Raw genomic sequence first — 18,550 nt, forward strand, 5'->3', positions numbered from 1 at the left:
TCTTCAACGCATTGAATAATAACATAATTTTATTTTTCTATAAATTCTTTTACTTCTAAACCAAAACCCATCATGCTAGGCATTTTCCTGGGTGATGCCAATAATTTCATATTTTTTATACCAAGATCAACCAGTATTTGAGAGCCAATTCCATAATTTCTCAAATCATTTTCTTTATTTTTTGGCTGCTGATCTAGATCACCAATTTTCTTTAGATTTGCTGAGGAGCCATAATTTAGAAATAACATAACCCCATTTTTTTCTTTAGAAATTTTTTTAAAAGCTTCATTGGGCGTCCATGAATGTTTATCATTTTTTACAATAAAGTCGAGAATAGTTAATGGCTCATGCACTCTAACCATCACGTCATCATTGGGATCAATTTCTCCTTTAACAAAAGCCAAATGAATACTGTTAGAAATTTTATCCTTATAAGTAATAAGTTTAAACTCTCCAAATGTTGTTGAAACAACATCCTCTTCAGTTCTTAAAATAAGTTTTTCTTTTTTTCTTCTATACTCAATGAGGTCAGCAATGGAGCCAATTTTTAAATGATGTTTTTTTGCAAAATCTTTTAGATCATCGAGACGAGCCATCGATCCGTCATCATTGAGAATCTCACAAATTACCCCATAAGGTTGAAATCCAGCGATTTGCGATAAATCACAACCAGCTTCTGTATGACCTGCTCGATATAGAACACCACCTGAATGTGATATTAATGGAAAGATATGTCCAGGCCGAACAATACTATTTTTTGTTGCACTTGGGTGAATCGCAGCTTTGACTGTAGTAGATCGATCGCTAGCTGAAATTCCAGTCGTTACTCCATCAGCAGCCTCTATGGAAACAGTAAAATTAGTTCCTAGTTTTGCTTCATTCTCTTGCACCATTAAGGGCAGATTTAACTGGCGTGCTTTATCTTCAGTGAGTGTTAGACAAATTAATCCTCTACCAAATTTGGCCATAAAGTTGATAATTTCAGGTGACACATTATCAGCTGGAATAAACAGATCTCCTTCATTTTCCCGATCTTCATCATCAACCAGGACTACCATTTTTCCCAACTTAAGGTCTTCAATTATTGAATCAATATTATCTAACATGAATTATCCATTTAATGCATAGCGAGCAAGCATATCAATTTCAAAATTTAATTGATCATTTATTTTATTATTCTTAAATGTTGTGTGCTCTATTGTATGTGGAATAAGATTGAGGAAGAAATTCTTTTTATCAACTTTGTTAACCGTTAGGCTAACTCCGTTTATCGCCACAGACCCTTTAACAGCTATAAATTTTTGAAATTCGCTTGGAATCTCCATAACCCAAATTTGCGAATCAGATTCTTTTTTTATATCTTTTAAGATAGCTTTTGAATCAATATGACCAAAAACAAAATGGCCACCGACTTTATCTCCAATTTTTAATGACTCTTCTAAGTTAACTTCTTGATGCAAATAAAAAGGAACTACTTTTGAAAGTGTCTCTTGGGACAAGTAAAAATCAAGGGTATTGTTAGTAAAATGTGTTACGGTCAGACATGCCCCATTGACACAAATGCTATCACCAAGCTCGATATTAAATTTTCCATCGTATTCAATCGTCAATTGTATGTCAGTATCAATATCTTTGATACTAATGATCTTACCAATTGTTTTAATAATCCCTGTAAACATGCCATAATTCTAACAGATCAACTCATCATCATTTAACAAATGATTTTTTTCAAATGAAATCTTTTTTTTTAGATTTTTGGGTATCCAGAAAAATTTTAATCAATGGTAGTAAAAATCGTTTTTTATCTTTTATTGGCTTCTCAAGTATTTTAGGAATATCTATTGGTGTAATGGCATTAATTGTTGTGATGTCAGTTATGAATGGATTTCATTTTGAGTTAAAGAAAAGAATCCTTGATGCCACATCTCACATTGAAATTACTGGTGGCCTGGATGATCAAAATGAAATTAATCAATTAATAAAAAAAATTACTGATTTGAAACATGTAAAAGCAGTCTCACCATATGTTTCAGGAGAAGGTCTTTTATCAAATAGATCTGTAAATAGAGGGGTCTTGGTTAAAGGGATAGATCCTCAATATGAAAATAATGTTAACCAACTTTTAAATAAGGTTGTCAAAGGCTCTAAAAAATTCTCAAGCAAGCCATTTGAGATAATTATTGGTGTTGATCTTGCACGATTGTTAGGTGTTGATATTGGTGACGATGTTTCATTATTGATTCCTAAGCTCAATTTTAGTCCAATCGGAAATTATCCAACAATAAAAAAATTTAATATTGTTGGTATTTTTGATGCGGGTATTTATGAGTTTGATAGCAGTTTAGCTCTAATTGATTATCAAGATGCTCAGAAAATTTTCTTTAAAAATCAAAAAACAAAATTCTCTGCAATGCAAATTCAATTAACAGACTCTAATGAAACATTAAATGTTGAGTCTGATATAAAAAAAATTCTAATCGAACTGAATATCAATTCATTTATTAATAATTGGACAAATAAAAATAAAAATTTTTTTAGTGCGGTTCAAATGGAAAAGAGAGTAATGGCCATAATTTTAACTTTAATTATAGCCGTTGCTGCATTCAACTTAGTGGCATCATTAGCAATGAGCGTGCAGGATAGAAAAAAAGATATAGCAATATTGATGACTATTGGATTTTCAAAATTTCAAATTATAAGAATTTTTATCTTTCAAGGATTCATTATTGGGTTTATAGGATCTTTGTTAGGCTTGTTTTTTGGAGTTGTAATTGCGTCCAATATTAATATCATCGTCCCGTTTATTGAAGGTCTGTTTAATATTCAATTTTTATCAAAAGATATTTATTACATCAACGAACTTCCTTCATTAATTATTCCAATGGATATAGTTTTTGTAATATTGGTATCAATTATCTTGTCTCTGTTTGCTACCATTTACCCCAGTCAAATGGCAGCAAAATTAAATCCTGGTGAAATTTTAAAAAATGAGTAATGTAGTTGAAATTAAAAATTTAACAAAAAGATTTCCATCTTTGGAAAAGCCTCTGTTTGATCGATTATCAATTGAAATCAATGATTCTTCAGTCATAACCGGTGTGTCTGGGTCAGGGAAAACAACTTTTATGCAAATCATTGCCGGGCTGGATACATTCGATCAGGGAGATGTTGCTGTACTTGGAAAGAGTTTAAGTTCCTTAAGTTCTTCTCAGGTGTCCACTTTTAGAAGAAAAGAATTTGGATTTATATATCAGTTTCATCATCTATTGAATGATTTTAATGTTCTAGAGAATGTAAAGTTACCTTTATTGTTAAATGGGTACGATGATGATAAAGCTACAAAAAAAGCAAAAAATCTAATTCATCAGGTAGGGCTTAACGAGAGATTGCATCATTTTCCGAATCAATTATCTGGTGGAGAAAGGCAGAGAGTTGCAGTGTGTAGAGCTGTTGTTCACGATCCAAAAATTATATTTGCAGATGAACCTACTGGAAATTTGGATAAAAAAAATTCTAGAATAGTTATTGATTTGCTTATTAAGCTAGCTAAAGAAAAATCGATCTCATTGATAATGGTGACGCATGACTTATCTGTGCTAAAAAAATTTAAAAACAAACTTGAGTTTGTCGATGGAAAATTGAAAAAATGTTAATATTCTTTTTGAATCATTAATGCTTAATTAAGGAGTTGTAGAGTGTGGGATATTATTCAAGGTGCTGGGTGGCCAATTTGGCCTTTAATTTTTGCTTCAATTCTTGCTCTAGCAATTATCATTGAAAGATTGTGGGCCTTAAGGTCAGAAATAATTGCACCAAAAAATTTATTGAATGAAGTCAGGGCATTAATTGACCAAAAAGGCGTCAATAAAAAATCCATTGACTTATTGAGAGAGCACTCATACTTAGGTGAAATATTTGCTACCGCGCTTGATCATATCTCTAGCTCTCCTGGATTGATAAAAGAATCAATCGAAGAAACTGGAAGGGCAGTTTTCCATAAATTAGAAAAATACTTATCCACTTTAGGAACTATCGCAACGGTTGCTCCATTGCTTGGCCTTTTCGGGACCATCATTGGTATGGTTGAATTATTTAGCTCATTCACTAGCAGCGGTGCCGATGTAACTGTCTTTGCTAGAGGTATTTCAATAGCGTTATACAATACAGCCGGCGGAATTGTTGTGGCTGTTCCAGCCATGATTATGTACAGATTTTTTAAAAATAAAGTTGAATCACTTATAGTTGAGATGGAACAACAGGCCATTACCTTAGTTGAAATCATTCATCATAAAGGAAAATAACTAATGAATTTCAGAAGAGGCAGTCAAGAAGATGAGTTAGAGATAAACTTTATCCCTCTTATTGATGTTTTACTGGTGATCATTATTTTTCTTGTGGTGAGCACAACGTTCTCTAAATTTAGTGAATTAAAAATCAATCTTCCAACTGCTGAGGCAATACCTCAAGATAAGGATCTTGATAAAGTGGATATTGTAATTACCAGTGATAATCAGTACTTTATTAACGATGTACAAATCACGGACAATACCATTGCTGGTATCCTAGAGGAGTTAAAAAACTTAAAATCAAAATTTAATAACGATTTACCAACAGTTATTATTAATGCTGATGCGATGTCCAACCACCAATCTGTGATAAATGTTATGGAGGCAGCCAGACTGTCTGGTCTTAATAAAGTTACTTTTGCCACAAAGGTTAATTAAACCTCTCGATGCCAGAGTTAAAAAAACATCCTCTAAAGTTTTCAGAATTCAAAGAAATATATCAACAACTTTTAATGTATGCGCTCAATTATAAATTTTCTTTATTATTGAGCATCGTTTTTATGCTGATATTTTCATTAACCAATACAGGTTTTCTAGCACTGCTTAAAGAGATTACTGATAACGGTTTTGATACTGAAAATTCGATCATAAAAATAATGTTGCCCATTTCACTGATGGTGCTTATGCTAATCAGGGCTTGTTCTTCATTTATCTCTGGCTATCACATGAGGAAAACCTCAAGGGGTGTGGTTGCTGATCTCAGGATTGATACTTTCAAAAAATACCTCAAACTTCCGGTTTCATATTTTGATAACAACAACGCAGGAATGCTTGTTTCAAAATTAACTTATGAAGCAGATCAACTATCAGCAGTTATAACCAGGATAGGTATAACTATGATTAGAGAATCTTTTACTGTCATTGCATTATTCATATACATGATTTATTTGGATTGGTTTCTCACCTTAGTTTTTTTATTAATGGCACCAGTAATTGTCAGATATTTAAAGAAAGTATCACCTCGACTCAGGTCTTTTGGTTTTGAGGTGCAAGAAACCATGGGGAACATGACATCCGCGTCGGAAGAGGCTGTGACTGGACAAAGGGTCATAAAAGTTTTTGGTGCAATAAATTATGAACTACAAAGATTTATGGCGATTGTCAAAAAAAATATGAATATGCAAATTAGATTGGCAAGACTCTCTCTGTTTAACAGCATGTTAATAGAAATTATCGCCTCAGTTGCTTTAGGCGTAATTGTTTACTACGCGTTGGCAAATTTTACCACTGGTGAATTTGCTGCGTTTGTTGGCGCGTTGTTAATGATGATTAAGCCGATCAAAAGCCTAACCGAAATTAATGAATCATTACAGGTTAGTATTGCTGCAGCAAAAAGTATTATGAATGTTTTAAATGAGCGGAATGAAAAAAACCAAGGAAAAAAAGTTTTACCTAATGTTAAAGGCGATATAGAAATCAAAAACCTTTCTTTTCAATACGATGAAAATGCTCGAAGTGTTTTAAACCAAATATCATTGAAAATAAAGAGAGGACAGAAAATTGCATTAGTTGGTAAATCAGGTGGAGGAAAAACAACCTTGATGAATCTTCTTCCAAGATTTTATGATTTTAGAGAGGGAGACATTTTAGTTGATAAAGTGAATATCAAAGATTTAAAACTTGATAATTTACGCAGCTTTTTTTCTCTAGTAACTCAGGATACCATTTTATTTAACGACACCATACGAAATAACATATGTTATGGAAATCAAACGAGAAAAATTTCCGATAAAAGATTGAATGAAATCATAGATCAATCAAACTGTAGAGAATTTATAGAAAAGCTTCCTAAAAAGTTAGATAATTTGGTTGGTGATCGTGGGGTTAAACTATCTGGCGGGCAAAAGCAGCGTATTGCAATTGCCAGAGCAATTATCAAAGACGCTCCTATCTTGCTTCTTGATGAAGCAACCTCAGCTCTTGATTTGGAGTCTGAAAAACTTGTTCAAGATGCATTAGATCATTTAATGAAAAACAAAACATCCATTATTATTGCTCATCGATTATCAACCGTAAAAAATGCTGACAAGATTTTTGTTCTTGACAAAGGATCAATTATTGAATCTGGGAATCACGACGAATTAATAAGAAAAAAAGGGTTTTATTCAAAACTGTATAAAAAAGAATTATCTTAAAAATCATGTCAATTGAAAAATTTTTTACCGATCAGTACTACAAACAAGCCAATTTAATATGGTTACTTGCTCCTCTTTCATTAATAAATTATTTTATATATTATTTAAGAATCGGTCTTTATAAGTTTAATATTTTTAAACAAAAAAAACTTCCAGTCACGACGATCGTAGTAGGAAATTTAATTGTTGGCGGCTCAGGCAAAACTCAGCTTGTCATTTACTTGGCTAAATTATTAAAAAAAAATAATATAAATGTTGGAATCATTTCGCGTGGTTACAAAGGAAAATTTAAAAATACAACTGAAGTCTTTGATAATTCGAACCCTGTTGATGTCGGTGATGAAGCATTGTTATTAAAACAAAAATTAAACATCCCTGTATTTATTAGTAAATCGAGATTTGATGCAGGAAATGCATTAATAAAAAAATACAATGATACGGATCTAATTATTTCAGATGACGGCCTTCAGCATAAAAGTTTAATTTTTGATTATAAAATATTAATAAATGATGATCGTTATGTAACCAATCATTTGCTTCTTCCAGCGGGACCGTTTAGAGAACCCTTGTCGAAAATTCTCGATAACGATATTTTAGTGTTATCAAATAGCTTAGAATCTAAAAAAGACTTTTTTAACTTTTCTCTTAATCAAAAAGTAACTAATTTAAAGACAAATGAAAAGATTGCTCTGAATAAGTTACCTAATCTACATTTATCAATTGGTATTGGTTATCCGTATCGTTTGATAAACTCATTAAAAAAACTATGTGATTTTAAATATCGGATTTATGATGATCATTATTATTTTACAAATAATGATTTTAAAGATAACTTTAATTATCTTATTACTGAAAAAGATTCAGTTAAATGTACAAATATTAAAAATAATAATATTTGGGTACTAAAATCTGATCCAAGGATGTGCCCAGTGTTTGAAAAAAAATTACTTGGAAAAATTTTAAATGGATAAAAATTTACTTGAATTAATTGTATGTCCAGTGACTAAAGAAAAACTTGTTTACGATAAAAAAAATAATGAATTAATATCAAAGGGAGCAGGCTTGGCATATTCTATAAAAAATGGGATTCCCATAATGCTTGTATCTGAGGCAAGAAAGATAAAATGAGTTTTACTGTTGTTATACCTGCTCGTTTAAATAGTACAAGACTGGAAAATAAACTTCTTTTAGAAATAAAGAATAAACCGCTGTTTATCCATACAGCGGAGCAAGTGTCTAAATCAAAAGCCACTAACACATATATTGCTACAGATAATCAAAGTATTAAGGATATAGCAGAAAACTTTGGTTTTATGTCTATTATGACTGCCGAATCTCACCAGTCAGGAACAGACAGGATTAATGAAGCAGCACAAATTCTATCCCTTGAAGATGATCATGTGTTAGTAAATGTTCAAGGGGATGAGCCTCTAGTAGATTTTGAATTAATTAATGAGCTTGCTGAAAATATTTCAAATCACAACCAATTTGTATCCGCTTATCAAAAATTTAAAAGCTTTGAGGATTATAAGAATAAAAATAATGTAAAAGTAGCTCTGAATATGAACAATGAGGCAATAACTTTTTCAAGAAGCATGATTGGTAATTTAAATGATAAAAATTTTATTGATGATCTAATTTATCATCATCTTGGTATCTATGCTTATACAGTGAAACAGATTAATGATTTTTGTCAGATAGATAGCCCTAAAATTGAAAAAGTTGAAAAACTAGAACAAATGAGAGCAATTTTTAATGACATTCCAATTAAAATGATCAGGTATCATGGTGAAGAAATGATAGGAGTAGATACGATCGAAGATTTTAATAAAGTAAAAACTTTACTTGGTTAAATTGCATCGTCATCAGTTTCACTGGTTCTAATTCTAATAGCTTTCTCAACAGGGGATACGAAAATTTTTCCATCACCAATTTTTCCAGTGTGAGAAGTGTTTTTAATAGTTTCAATAACTTTATCTACCATTTTATCTGATACAACAATCTCAAGTTTCATCTTAGGTAAGAAGTCAATTACATATTCAGCACCACGATAGAGTTCGGTATGACCCTTTTGTCTTCCAAAACCTTTAACTTCAGTCACCGTTAAGCCTTCAATACCGACTTCGGCTAGAGCTTCACGAACTTCATCTAATTTAAATGGTTTTATGATTGCATCAATTTTCTTCATATTCTTATCCTAAAAAGTTATTAGTGATTGGAAAACGCCTTTCTCTTCCAAATGCCTTACTTGTTATTTTTGGTCCAGGGGGGCTTTGCCTTCTTTTAAACTCACTCCTTAATATTAATTTTACAATTTTTTTCACTGTTTGTGCCTTAAAGCCCATACTTATAATCTCATCTACCGATTGCCCTTCGTCAATAAAAAACTCAATGATTTTATCTAGCTCCTCATAATCTGGTAATGAGTCTTGATCTGTTTGATTTGGTTTCAATTCTGCAGATGGAGCACGAGTGATAATTCTTTCAGGAATAATTTTTTCATTTGCATTAATAAATTTACTTATCTTGTAAATTAATGTTTTTGGGATATCTTTAATAGGAGCATATGCACCCACCATGTCTCCGTAGAGTGTTGAGTATCCAACTGCAGACTCACTTTTGTTAGATGTTGACAATACGACCCCATTTTTTTTATTCGCCAAAGCCATAAGAATAAGTCCTCGACTTCTTGCTTGAATATTTTCCTCCGTTATATCTTGCTTGAGATTTTTAAAATCGTCCTTTAAATTTAGATTGATTTGATTAATCAATGAGGATAAATTTTTATCAATAAAATTTACTCCAAGATTTTTCGCAAGTTTTTTTGCATCATCAATACTGATTTTAGAAGTGTATTTTGACCGCATCATAATGCAATTTATGTTTTCTTTATTTATTGCTTTTGATGCAATATAAGCAACCAGAGCAGAATCAATTCCACCAGATAAGCCAATGAAAATATTTTTTATTTTATTTTTTTTAATATAATCTTTGGTGCCTAAAATACAGGCATTCAATACACTTTCTTCAATTGATAATGACTGAGGTACTTTTTCTGGTGAGAATTCTTTAACTAATTTTGTCTGGCATTTAAAATGATCTAACTGAGTGCAAATATTATTATTTTTATTTAATGTAAATGATCCACCATCAAAGACTACATCATCTTGACCTCCTACCATATTTAAATAAATTAAATTTGATTTAATTTTTCTATTAATTTTTTTTGCCCTATTTATTCTAAGGTTTAGCTTATCAATCTCAAAAGGTGATGCATTAATGACAACGCAAAAATCAATTTGTTTATCTTGGTATTTTTTTTCTAAATCTTTATCCCAAAAGTCCTCGCAAATAAGGATTAAAATTTTCTTATTTTTATATGTAACTATTTTTTGATGATCACCTGGTGAGAAATATCTTTTTTCATCAAACACTCCATAATTAGGCAGGCATTGTTTGTGTTGATGTTTTATATTATTTTGAGAAATGATAAAGGCTGAATTAAATATCTTATTCTTTTTTACAAGAACTCCACCAATTATTAACAGTTTATTCTTTAAATGTAGTTGAAATTCATTAAAGGCTCGTTCTTGTTTCTTAATAAATTCTTTATCATATAATAAGTCATCAGGCGGATAGCCAATCAGGGCTAGCTCGGGTGCGATGAAGATATCTGCATCATTTGAAATAATCTGCTTTTTAATCCAATTAAAATTATTTTTGATATCCCCCATTACTGGGTTTGATTGAATTAGACAGACTTTCATTAATAAGTCCCACCATTATCTTTGATAATTTCAACAATTTTTTTATTTTTTTCTTTCAAAGCATAGACATAAGGAGTAAGCCCATATTGATCTCGTGCTTTTAATTTAACGTTGTATTCAATTAACAATTTAACTGATTCATAATCATTATTAAATACAGCAAAATGAATCAAGGGTGTTTTTTGATCATCTTTATGATTGGGGTCTGCACCTCGTTCAAGAAGAATATTTGCAATTTTTGGGTATTTCTTTTCAATAGACCAAGTTAACGCGGTCCATTTAGATTTATCTTCTGTATGAATATCTGCACCTCGATTTAGGAGCATTTTTACAACATCAATATTTCCATTGGCACATGCAATCATTAAGGCTGTCTTCCCATTAGGATCTTTTAAAGTAAAGTTTGCTTTATTGTCTAGAAGACTTTTTACGACCGCCAAATTTCCTTTTTTTGCAGCAATCATTAAAATTGTCTGACCACTGTTATTCCTATTATTTGGGTCAATGCCTGCTTTGATTAACAAATCGATGGTTTCACTATGTCCAGCAGATGCAGCAAGACCAAAAGCGGACCATCCGTCTGGATCTGTAATTTTTGGATCGGCTTTTGCATTTAGCAACAAATTTATAGATTCAGTATAATTTTTTTTTGCTGCATACATTAATGCAGTCCACCCAGAAGCATCAGTATGGTTTACTTTAATCTTATTTTTAATTAGTAAATTAATAATCTCCGAATTATTTTTTCTTGCCGCATACATTAAGGCATTAAGATTGTTGGAGTCGACTACGTTAACATCGGCGCCACTTTCTAGTATAGCTTTTACTGTCTCGATATCATCTTTTGCTGATGCAGTTAAGAGATAATTAACCTCTTCAGAGGAGGAATGTAAGGAAAAGAAAACAAATACAAGAATAAAAATAAGTTTATGCATTATTCATGGCTAGCAAAATAGCATCACCTATTTCTGCGGGGGAGTTAGCAATTACGGCACCTGCTTTTCTTAAGGCATTAATTTTATCAATGGCTTTTCCGCTGGTCTTTGAAATTATTGCCCCTGCATGTCCCATTCTTTTACCCTCTGGTGCTGTCATACCTGCAATGTATGACGCAACAGGTTTTGTAATTTTTTCTTTGATATAATCTGCAGCTTCTTCCTCATCACTACCACCAATCTCGCCAACAAGGATGATTCCGTGTGTATCCGGATCATTCTCAAAAAAATCTAGACACTCAATAAAATTTAGCCCTTTAATCGGATCCCCACCAATACCGATACATGTAGATTGACCTAATTTGTTGTTGGTTGTTTGATTGACAGCCTCATAAGTGAGGGTACCAGATCTTGAAACAATTCCGATCTTACCAGGAAGATGAATACTACCCGGCATAATTCCTATTTTACATTCCCCTGGTGTAATTATTCCTGGGCAGTTAGGACCTATTAAGATTGAGCGATTACTATTAATGATTGATTTAACTTTGAGCATGTCAAAAGTAGGGATACCTTCAGTAATACAGACAATAATCTCTATTCCAGCCTCGCTAGCCTCAATGATAGAATCTGCAGCAAATGCTGGTGGAACATAGATCATGGTTGCATTCGCCTGTGTTTGATTCACAGCCTCTTTCACCGTATTAAAAACTGGTAAATTAAGATGTTTGCCTCCACCTTTACCTGGCGTGACACCACCCACTAAATTAGTCCCATAGTTTAAACATTGTTCAGAGTGGAAAGTGCCTTGTTTTCCAGTGAATCCTTGACAAATTAAACGAGTTTTTGAATCAACTAGGACAGTCATTATTTTTGATCCTTGGCATATGTCACAGCAATTTTTGCCGCATCAGTTAAATTATCTGCTGAATGTATATTAAGGTTACTCTCTTTAAGTAATTTTTTACCATCATCGACATTAGTTCCCTCAAGTCTGACAACAATCGGTATCGAAACACCAACATCTTTCGCAGAATTTATAATACCTTCAGCAATAACATCACATCTCATGATTCCGCCAAAGATATTAACCAAAACAACTTTTACATTTTTATCGGAAAGTAAAATTCTAAATGCTTTGGAAACTGTTTCTGCAGATGCACCACCACCAACATCTAAAAAGTTTGCAGGGGATCCTCCAGAATGTTGTATCAAATCCATAGTGGCCATTGCAAGCCCTGCACCATTAACCATACAACCAATATCACCATTTAAGGCAATATAATTTAATCCAGCATGATGAGCTTCGGCTTCCTTTGAATCATCCTGTGACCAGTCGCGAAGTTCACTTAATTTTTTTTGTTTATAGAGGGCGTTATCATCGATACTAATCTTGCAATCAAGGGCTACAAAATCATTAGCATCATTAATAACTAATGGATTAATTTCTAAAAGTGATAAATTATTTTCTGTAAAAAGTTTATATGCCGACTTAGCAAATTTATTGAATTTCCCTGCTAAATCAGCACTAAATTTTAATGAGTTTGCCAGCTCTCTTGTTTGATAGTCCATTAAGCCAGTTATAGGGTTACAAAATTCTTTAAGTATTAAATCAGGACTTTTTTTACTGATCTCTTCTATTTCCATACCGCCTGCACTTGAAACAACAAGGCAAACTTTCTCTTCTTCACGATCAATTAGGATAGAAAAATAAAGCTCATTGATAATAATTTCTGTTTCTTCAAACAAAATTTTATGAACGGGTTGTCCGGATGGTTGATTTTGATAAGTAACTAAATTTTTTCCCAGAAGCTTAGAAGAAAATTCGAGCGCTTCTTCTTTAGACTTTACAACTTTAACGCCTCCAGACTTTCCTCTTCCTCCAGCATGGATTTGGGCCTTTAAAACGACAGGATTTTTTATATCTTTTGCTAAAGCATTTACTTCATTTAAAGTCTCAGCAACTTGGCCATAAGGGGTTTGAATCTCATATTTCCGAAGTAGTTCTTTTGCTTGATATTCGTGTAAATTCATCGTCGTTAACCAGTTAAAACATAATGATATCAGATTGGTAAGAGTTGTATAATGTGTGCATGGAAAATTACTTGATTTGTAATGAGGATCTTCATCGATTTATTGATGAACATAAAATTAGTCTTTTTGAGGATGATGTAAAAAAACTTGACAATCAATTTAGCACTTTTGAAAGTAACTCTAATTTTTTTAAAAAGAATAAGAGGAAACTGATTTCATCTGAGACTCAATTTTTTCTCAACATAAAAAAAACAATTAAAGATTTTAAACTTCTTGTTTGTGATATGGATTCCACACTCATTCAAAATGAGTGTATTGATGAAATAGCCGAACTTCTTAATTTAAAAAAAGAAATATCTGAAATCACTGAGTTAACCATGCAGGGGCAATTATGTTTCGATGAAAGTATAAAGAGAAGGGTAGAGTTATTAAAAGGAATTAATGTTACATCTTTTGAAAAAATTATTAATGAAAAAATAAAATTTCAGCCTCATGTCAATGAATGGATAAATTATGCCAAATCAAATCATTTAATTACTGTTGTTGTTTCTGGCGGCTTTACTTATTTTGTTGATTATGTAAAAAAATATTTATCTATGGACTATGCTTTTTCTAATACCTTTGAGGTTCTAAATAACGAGCTAACTGGAAAACTGGTTGGTGGTATAGTCAATGCTGAGAAAAAAGCTGAACTGACCCTAAAAATTGCAAATCAATACGGTATTAAGAAAGACCAAATCATGGCAATAGGTGATGGTGCGAACGATATTAATATGTTTAATGAATCTGGCTTAAGCATATCTATGCATGGAAAACCAGTATTGGATAATCTTGTTACTTGGTCGGTAAAAAAAGGTTATTACAAAACTCTTTTGGATCTATTCAAGTTTATGGAAAGACAATAAAAAAAGCATCTCATTGAGATGCTTTTTAAAAAAAACTAATGTCTATGAATTAAAAGCATTTGCCTTCACAGCCTTCTTCGCTTACTCCCAATGTTATAAGAAATTTAGCCATATCTTCCTTACCATCATCTTTAAGTGCCCTTACTATAGAAACATCGCCTTTAAGCTTCTTATTAATGTCAATACCTTTTTCCGCAAGGTATTTTGCCATTTCTTTGTTACCATTAAATGCGGCATGATGAAAACCAGTCATCCTAGTCACAGGGTGAATGTAATTAATGTCAGCACCTTTTTCGGTTAAATATTTTAGGATTTCAAATTGATTTTTTGCAGCAGTAATTAAGAATGGAGTCCATGCAAAATATTTGTCTTCTAATGGGACAGCTTTTTCTTCAACATACATCTTGACTGTTTTTAAGTCACCATCATTTAGCGCACCGGTAAATTCCAATTCTTCAGGATCGGTTAATCCTGCGAATGTATTAAGACTTAAAATTAACAAAAATAAACTAAATAACTTTTTCATAACATTCCTAACTGTTCTTTAAATAATAATATGCATTAGTAAACATTTTAAACCAAGGTCCGTATTCGTTACTTTTATCTCTAGACCAAGTATTTTGATCTGACCTAAACACACGCTCCGGATGAGGCATCATGATATTAAAACGTCCATCATCATTAGTAAAACCTGTTACACCATCAACTGAACCATTTGGATTTGATGGGTAATTAGTTGTTACCTCACATGAGTTTGTGACATATTGTAATGTAATTTGTTCCTTTTGACTCATTTCTTTATGATCATTTGGATTATAGAAGAAAGCTCTTCCTTCGCCGTGGGCAGTAATCACAGGAATAGAGGAGTTTTCCATTTCATTAAAAAAGATAGAATTATTTTTTGGTATTTTTACCATAACCACTCTTGATTCAAACTGATCAGATAAATTTTTCACAAATTTTGGCCATTTGTCTGCACCCGGGATGATAGATTTAAGGTTTGACATCATCTGACATCCATTACAAACCCCCAAGGCTATTGAATTTGACTGATTGAAAAAGGACGTAAACTGATCCCGCAGCATAGGATTGTTGAGGATCACTTTAGACCAACCTTCTCCTGCGCCTAAGACATCACCATATGAAAAACCACCGCAAGCAACAAAAGCTCTAAAATCTGTAATGGCATAATTACCGTCCATTAGATCTTGCATATGAACATCGATAGCATCGAATCCGGCGTAATGGAATGCAGCTGCCATCTCATAATGACCATTAACCCCTTGTTCACGAAGGATTGCTATTTGTGGTTTTATGGTGCCCGCAATAGATGGAAAATTTAACTCAAACTTTATATTTGCTTGAATTCCAGGATCATTGTTGTCATCTACAAGGCTTAATTCTTGTGCTGCTAATTTGGCATTGTCACGAATTGATTGAATGTGATAACTATTTAGCGACCATATTTTTTCAAGCTCAGACCTTTGTTCCCGAATACAATCTGAACCGTGTTTAATATTAATTTGATTTAAATGATTTATTTTTCCTACATTAAAGATATGCTGAATATTTTTTTCTCGAAATAAATTAACGATTTCCTCTTCATTTTTTTTGTCTACTTGTATGACCGCACCAAGCTCTTCCGAGAATAAAATATTTGGAAATTCTGCATTAATCTGAGATAAATCGATATCAATTCCACAACGAGAGGCAAATGTCATTTCAGACAAGGTTGCAAATAAGCCACCATCGGATCGGTCATGATAAGCATAAATTAGATTTTTATTTATGAGTTGTTGAATAACATCACAGAAGCCAACTAATAATTTTGGATCATCAATGTCAGGACATTCTGATGACATGGTGTTACTCACCTGCTCAGCAATCGATCCACCGATTCTATATTGATTTAAACCTAAATCAATATATAAGAAGATGTAATCATCTTGCCTAATGAATTCAGGAGTACATGTTTTTTGAGTATTTTCACATTCAGAAAATGCTGTAACAATTAGCGAAAGAGGGGAGGTGACGACCTTGTCATCCCATTTTGTCGTCATGGACATGGAATCTTTGCCGACAGGAATTGATATACCTAACTGTGGGCAAAGCTCCTCACCGACAGCGTGTACCGCAGCAAAGAGATTGTTATCTTCATCATCATCACCGCTTGCTGCCATCCAGTTGGCTGATAATTTAATATTAGCAATATTTCCTATATTAGAGGCAACTATATTGGTGACAGCTTCCGCAACAGCCATGCGAGCAGATCTTTTTGCATTGGATATGGCTAATGGGGTTCTTTCTCCTATAGCAAAAGCCTCGCCTGTGACATCTTCAAAAGAAACTTTTGTCACAGCAACATTTGATACCGGGGTTTGCCATGGGCCCACCATTTGATCTTGAGCAACCAGCCCAGTAACAGATCTATCTCCAATCGTTATTAAAAACTTCTTGGAAGCTACTGAAGGGTGTGAAATAACTTTTTTATGTAAATCTTTGTCATTTATCTTGGATGATTTTGGAATATCCTTTTCTATTTTTTTTGGAATTTTTTTTAATAATTTTGGTGGTTTTCCAAGCAGAACATCAAGCTCCATATTAACAACATCTTGATTGAGTAAATTATCTTTAACATGAAGATGACGATTTTTCTTTGCTTTACCTATGACTCTGAAAGGACAACGTTCTCTATCACAGATTTTTTTAAATAAATCTAGCGATTGTTGATCAATAGCCAATACGTATCTTTCCTGAGATTCGTTACACCACAACTCATGAGGCGCCATGCCTTTCTCTTCGGTATCAATATTCCTAATATCAAAATCTGCACCGACCTCGCCATCATTAATAAGCTCTGGAAAGGCATTAGAGAGCCCTCCAGCACCAACGTCATGGATACTTAAAATAGGATTATCTTCTTGTAACTGCCAACATCGATCAATAACCTCTTGAGCTCTTCTTTGAATTTCAGGATTACCTCTTTGTACCGATGCATAATCTAAACTTTCGTCATTAGATCCGCTATTCATTGAGGATGCAGCTCCTCCTCCCAGCCCAATCAACATGCCAGGACCACCAAGTTGAATTAATAATACATTTTCATCAAGCAGCTTCTTGTGAGTATGGTTATCACTGATGTTACCTACGCCGCCAGCCAGCATAATGGGCTTATGGTATCCATAGTTTTTTCCATCAACCTTTTGCTCAAACACCCTAAAGTAACCTGCAATATTGGGTCGTCCAAATTCATTATTATATGATGCGCCCCCTATCGGACCATCAATCATAATATCTAATGGCGAGGATATGTGATCTGGTTTTTCAGGAGCTGTTTCCCATGGAAGAGGGTAGTCGGGTATGTTTAAATTCGATACGGAGAATCCAGTTAGTCCTGCTTTTGGCTTTGAGCCTCGTCCAGTCGCTCCTTCATCTCTTATTTCACCACCCGAACCTGTAGCCGCTCCAGGAAAAGGCGAGATTGCTGTTGGATGATTATGGGTTTCAACCTTCATAAGATAATGCGTCTTTTCCGAATGAGGTTTAAATTTATTATCCTTTCCTGGATAAAAACGATTAATTTTTTTACCCTCTATGATTGAGGAATTATCAGAGTAAGCAACGATAGTTTTTTTTGGATTTTTATTATGCGTATTTCTGATCATTCGGAATAAAGATTTTTCTTGATCTTGTCCATCAATATTCCATGAAGCATTAAAGATTTTATGACGGCAATGTTCCGAATTGGCTTGTGCAAACATCATCAGTTCAGCATCAGTAGGGTTTTTGTTAATTTTTAAAAAGTTTTGATATAGGTACTGCACTTCATCCTCTGATAAAGCTAAACCATTTTTAATATTGTAATCATGAAGAATATTGATTCCATTATTCAGGATATCTACTGATTGAAGGAGTTTGGGATCCTCTTGAATAAAAAGTTTATGCCCATCAAGTTGGTCATATATTACAGTTTCAGTCATACGGTCAAAGCAGTTTCGTGAAATGTCTTCAATTTCTTTTTGAGTCAAATCTTTTTCTGCAATTAAGTTGATTAATAGTCCACGCTCAATTTTTGTTATGTTTAAATCACATCGCTTGGCAATGTCGGTTGCTTTTGAGGCCCATGGGGATAAGGTTCCGAATCTTGGAATAATAATAAATTTATGTTTTGATGTTGAGCCTATTTCTCTTGGTTCACCATAGATAAGGAGATTTTCAAGAGTTTTAATATCATCCGAGGATGGCTCATCAATAAATTCAGCATAATGAATATATTGAGTATGGAGATTTACAATCTGACTATGCGATGAGCTAATCTTTTTTAGTAGCTTTTCTTCTTGATTTTTGGAAAGCGCCGTCAGGCTAAAATGATAATGAATCACTTGATGATATATATTAAAAAAAAGAATATTTTAACAGATAGCATGC

At 32.9% G+C, this 18,550-nt stretch carries 17 protein-coding genes and 1 pseudogene; 9 read left to right on the plus strand and 9 right to left on the minus strand.

The features are described from left to right. Window positions 1-29 precede the first annotated feature (29 nt). Together UZ34_01600 and UZ34_01605 are read right to left on the minus strand one after the other, a co-directional pair. The gene (locus UZ34_01600; protein ID AKO64158.1) at window positions 30-1,106 is read right to left on the minus strand and encodes a 3,4-dihydroxy-2-butanone 4-phosphate synthase; all 1,077 of its coding nucleotides are present in this window, start codon (window positions 1,104-1,106) and stop codon (window positions 30-32) included. Window positions 1,107-1,109: 3 nt separating this feature from the next. Next, entirely contained in the window at window positions 1,110-1,679 is a 570-nt protein-coding gene (locus UZ34_01605) for a riboflavin synthase subunit alpha (GenBank protein AKO64159.1), read from the minus strand. A 53-nt stretch (window positions 1,680-1,732) separates the two neighbouring features. Here UZ34_01605 and UZ34_01610 point away from each other — a divergent pair, with 53 nt between their 5' ends. Genes UZ34_01610 through UZ34_01645 form a run of 8 tightly spaced genes read left to right on the plus strand, consistent with a single transcriptional unit; the run spans window position 1,733 to window position 8,334 of the window. After that, window positions 1,733-2,995 carry a hypothetical protein gene (locus UZ34_01610; GenBank protein AKO64160.1) on the plus strand — a complete coding sequence of 421 codons (1,263 nt, stop codon included), beginning with the start codon at window positions 1,733-1,735 and terminating at the stop codon, window positions 2,993-2,995. After that, window positions 2,988-3,653, plus strand: coding sequence for a hypothetical protein (locus UZ34_01615; protein AKO64161.1), 666 nt, complete (start codon window positions 2,988-2,990; stop codon window positions 3,651-3,653). Before UZ34_01610 ends, UZ34_01615 begins: the two co-directional genes overlap by 8 nt. 42 nt (window positions 3,654-3,695) lie before the next feature. Continuing rightward, window positions 3,696-4,301, plus strand: a complete 606-nt coding sequence (locus UZ34_01620) for a flagellar motor protein MotA (protein ID AKO64162.1) — start codon at window positions 3,696-3,698, stop codon at window positions 4,299-4,301. A gap of 3 nt (window positions 4,302-4,304) precedes the next feature. Further along, a complete protein-coding gene (locus tag UZ34_01625; GenBank protein AKO64163.1) occupies window positions 4,305-4,724 on the plus strand; it encodes a biopolymer transporter ExbD in 420 nt (139 codons plus the stop codon). An 8-nt stretch (window positions 4,725-4,732) separates the two neighbouring features. Further along, window positions 4,733-6,481 (plus strand): lipid transporter ATP-binding/permease, encoded by a 1,749-nt coding sequence (locus UZ34_01630; GenBank protein ID AKO64164.1) that lies wholly within the window; start codon window positions 4,733-4,735, stop codon window positions 6,479-6,481. Between the two features lie 5 nt (window positions 6,482-6,486). Then, the gene (locus tag UZ34_01635; protein ID AKO64165.1) at window positions 6,487-7,452 is read left to right on the plus strand and encodes a hypothetical protein; all 966 of its coding nucleotides are present in this window, start codon (window positions 6,487-6,489) and stop codon (window positions 7,450-7,452) included. Then, window positions 7,445-7,609: a tetraacyldisaccharide 4'-kinase gene (locus UZ34_01640; GenBank protein ID AKO64166.1), complete on the plus strand. Its 165-nt coding sequence runs from the start codon at window positions 7,445-7,447 to the stop codon at window positions 7,607-7,609. Before UZ34_01635 ends, UZ34_01640 begins: the two co-directional genes overlap by 8 nt. Continuing rightward, a complete protein-coding gene (locus tag UZ34_01645; protein ID AKO64167.1) occupies window positions 7,606-8,334 on the plus strand; it encodes a hypothetical protein in 729 nt (242 codons plus the stop codon). The genes UZ34_01640 and UZ34_01645 overlap by 4 nt, the downstream gene beginning before the upstream one ends. Here UZ34_01645 and UZ34_01650 read toward each other — a convergent pair. Genes UZ34_01650 through sucC form a run of 5 tightly spaced genes read right to left on the minus strand, consistent with a single transcriptional unit; the run spans window position 8,331 to window position 13,217 of the window. Next, window positions 8,331-8,669 (minus strand): nitrogen regulatory protein P-II 1, encoded by a 339-nt coding sequence (locus UZ34_01650; protein ID AKO64168.1) that lies wholly within the window; start codon window positions 8,667-8,669, stop codon window positions 8,331-8,333. The genes UZ34_01645 and UZ34_01650 overlap by 4 nt on opposite strands. Window positions 8,670-8,673: 4 nt before the next feature. Beyond that, complete coding sequence (locus tag UZ34_01655; GenBank protein ID AKO64169.1) at window positions 8,674-10,248, minus strand: hypothetical protein; 1,575 nt, start codon at window positions 10,246-10,248, stop codon at window positions 8,674-8,676. Further along, window positions 10,248-11,183, minus strand: a complete 936-nt coding sequence (locus UZ34_01660) for an ankyrin (GenBank protein AKO64170.1) — start codon at window positions 11,181-11,183, stop codon at window positions 10,248-10,250. The genes UZ34_01655 and UZ34_01660 overlap by 1 nt, the downstream gene beginning before the upstream one ends. Next, window positions 11,176-12,051: a succinyl-CoA synthetase subunit alpha gene (locus UZ34_01665; GenBank protein AKO64171.1), complete on the minus strand. Its 876-nt coding sequence runs from the start codon at window positions 12,049-12,051 to the stop codon at window positions 11,176-11,178. Before UZ34_01665 ends, UZ34_01660 begins: the two co-directional genes overlap by 8 nt. Further along, window positions 12,051-13,217, minus strand: a complete 1,167-nt coding sequence (sucC, locus tag UZ34_01670; protein ID AKO64172.1) for a succinyl-CoA synthetase subunit beta — start codon at window positions 13,215-13,217, stop codon at window positions 12,051-12,053. Before sucC ends, UZ34_01665 begins: the two co-directional genes overlap by 1 nt. A gap of 254 nt (window positions 13,218-13,471) precedes the next feature. On the opposite strand from sucC, the pseudogene UZ34_01675 reads away from it, so the two are divergent. Beyond that, window positions 13,472-14,122: pseudogene (locus tag UZ34_01675) on the plus strand (hypothetical protein). Between the two features lie 49 nt (window positions 14,123-14,171). Here UZ34_01675 and UZ34_01680 read toward each other — a convergent pair. Continuing rightward, window positions 14,172-14,648 (minus strand): ankyrin, encoded by a 477-nt coding sequence (locus tag UZ34_01680; protein ID AKO64173.1) that lies wholly within the window; start codon window positions 14,646-14,648, stop codon window positions 14,172-14,174. Window positions 14,649-14,655: 7 nt separating this feature from the next. After that, entirely contained in the window at window positions 14,656-18,504 is a 3,849-nt protein-coding gene (locus tag UZ34_01685) for a phosphoribosylformylglycinamidine synthase (GenBank protein AKO64174.1), read from the minus strand. Window positions 18,505-18,550: the final 46 nt, after the last annotated feature.

This window comes from Methylophilales bacterium MBRSF5 (assembly GCA_001044335.1).
Taxonomy (GTDB): domain Bacteria; phylum Pseudomonadota; class Gammaproteobacteria; order Burkholderiales; family Methylophilaceae; genus BACL14.

What these genes read in the sequence shown, in the direction of transcription:
- UZ34_01680 (AKO64173.1), bottom strand. Translation starts at nt 14,648, where the DNA reads ATGAAAAAGTTATTTAGTTTATTTTTGTTAATTTTAAGTCTTAATACA.
- UZ34_01655 (AKO64169.1), bottom strand. Translation starts at nt 10,248, where the DNA reads ATGAAAGTCTGTCTAATTCAATCAAACCCAGTAATGGGGGATATCAAA.
- UZ34_01625 (AKO64163.1), top strand. Translation starts at nt 4,305, where the DNA reads ATGAATTTCAGAAGAGGCAGTCAAGAAGATGAGTTAGAGATAAACTTT.
- UZ34_01615 (AKO64161.1), top strand. Translation starts at nt 2,988, where the DNA reads ATGAGTAATGTAGTTGAAATTAAAAATTTAACAAAAAGATTTCCATCT.
- sucC (AKO64172.1), bottom strand. Translation starts at nt 13,217, where the DNA reads ATGAATTTACACGAATATCAAGCAAAAGAACTACTTCGGAAATATGAG.
- UZ34_01660 (AKO64170.1), bottom strand. Translation starts at nt 11,183, where the DNA reads ATGCATAAACTTATTTTTATTCTTGTATTTGTTTTCTTTTCCTTACAT.
- UZ34_01605 (AKO64159.1), bottom strand. Translation starts at nt 1,679, where the DNA reads ATGTTTACAGGGATTATTAAAACAATTGGTAAGATCATTAGTATCAAA.
- UZ34_01645 (AKO64167.1), top strand. Translation starts at nt 7,606, where the DNA reads ATGAGTTTTACTGTTGTTATACCTGCTCGTTTAAATAGTACAAGACTG.
- UZ34_01665 (AKO64171.1), bottom strand. Translation starts at nt 12,051, where the DNA reads ATGACTGTCCTAGTTGATTCAAAAACTCGTTTAATTTGTCAAGGATTC.
- UZ34_01600 (AKO64158.1), bottom strand. Translation starts at nt 1,106, where the DNA reads ATGTTAGATAATATTGATTCAATAATTGAAGACCTTAAGTTGGGAAAA.
- UZ34_01610 (AKO64160.1), top strand. Translation starts at nt 1,733, where the DNA reads ATGAAATCTTTTTTTTTAGATTTTTGGGTATCCAGAAAAATTTTAATC.
- UZ34_01650 (AKO64168.1), bottom strand. Translation starts at nt 8,669, where the DNA reads ATGAAGAAAATTGATGCAATCATAAAACCATTTAAATTAGATGAAGTT.
- UZ34_01640 (AKO64166.1), top strand. Translation starts at nt 7,445, where the DNA reads ATGGATAAAAATTTACTTGAATTAATTGTATGTCCAGTGACTAAAGAA.
- UZ34_01630 (AKO64164.1), top strand. Translation starts at nt 4,733, where the DNA reads ATGCCAGAGTTAAAAAAACATCCTCTAAAGTTTTCAGAATTCAAAGAA.
- UZ34_01635 (AKO64165.1), top strand. Translation starts at nt 6,487, where the DNA reads ATGTCAATTGAAAAATTTTTTACCGATCAGTACTACAAACAAGCCAAT.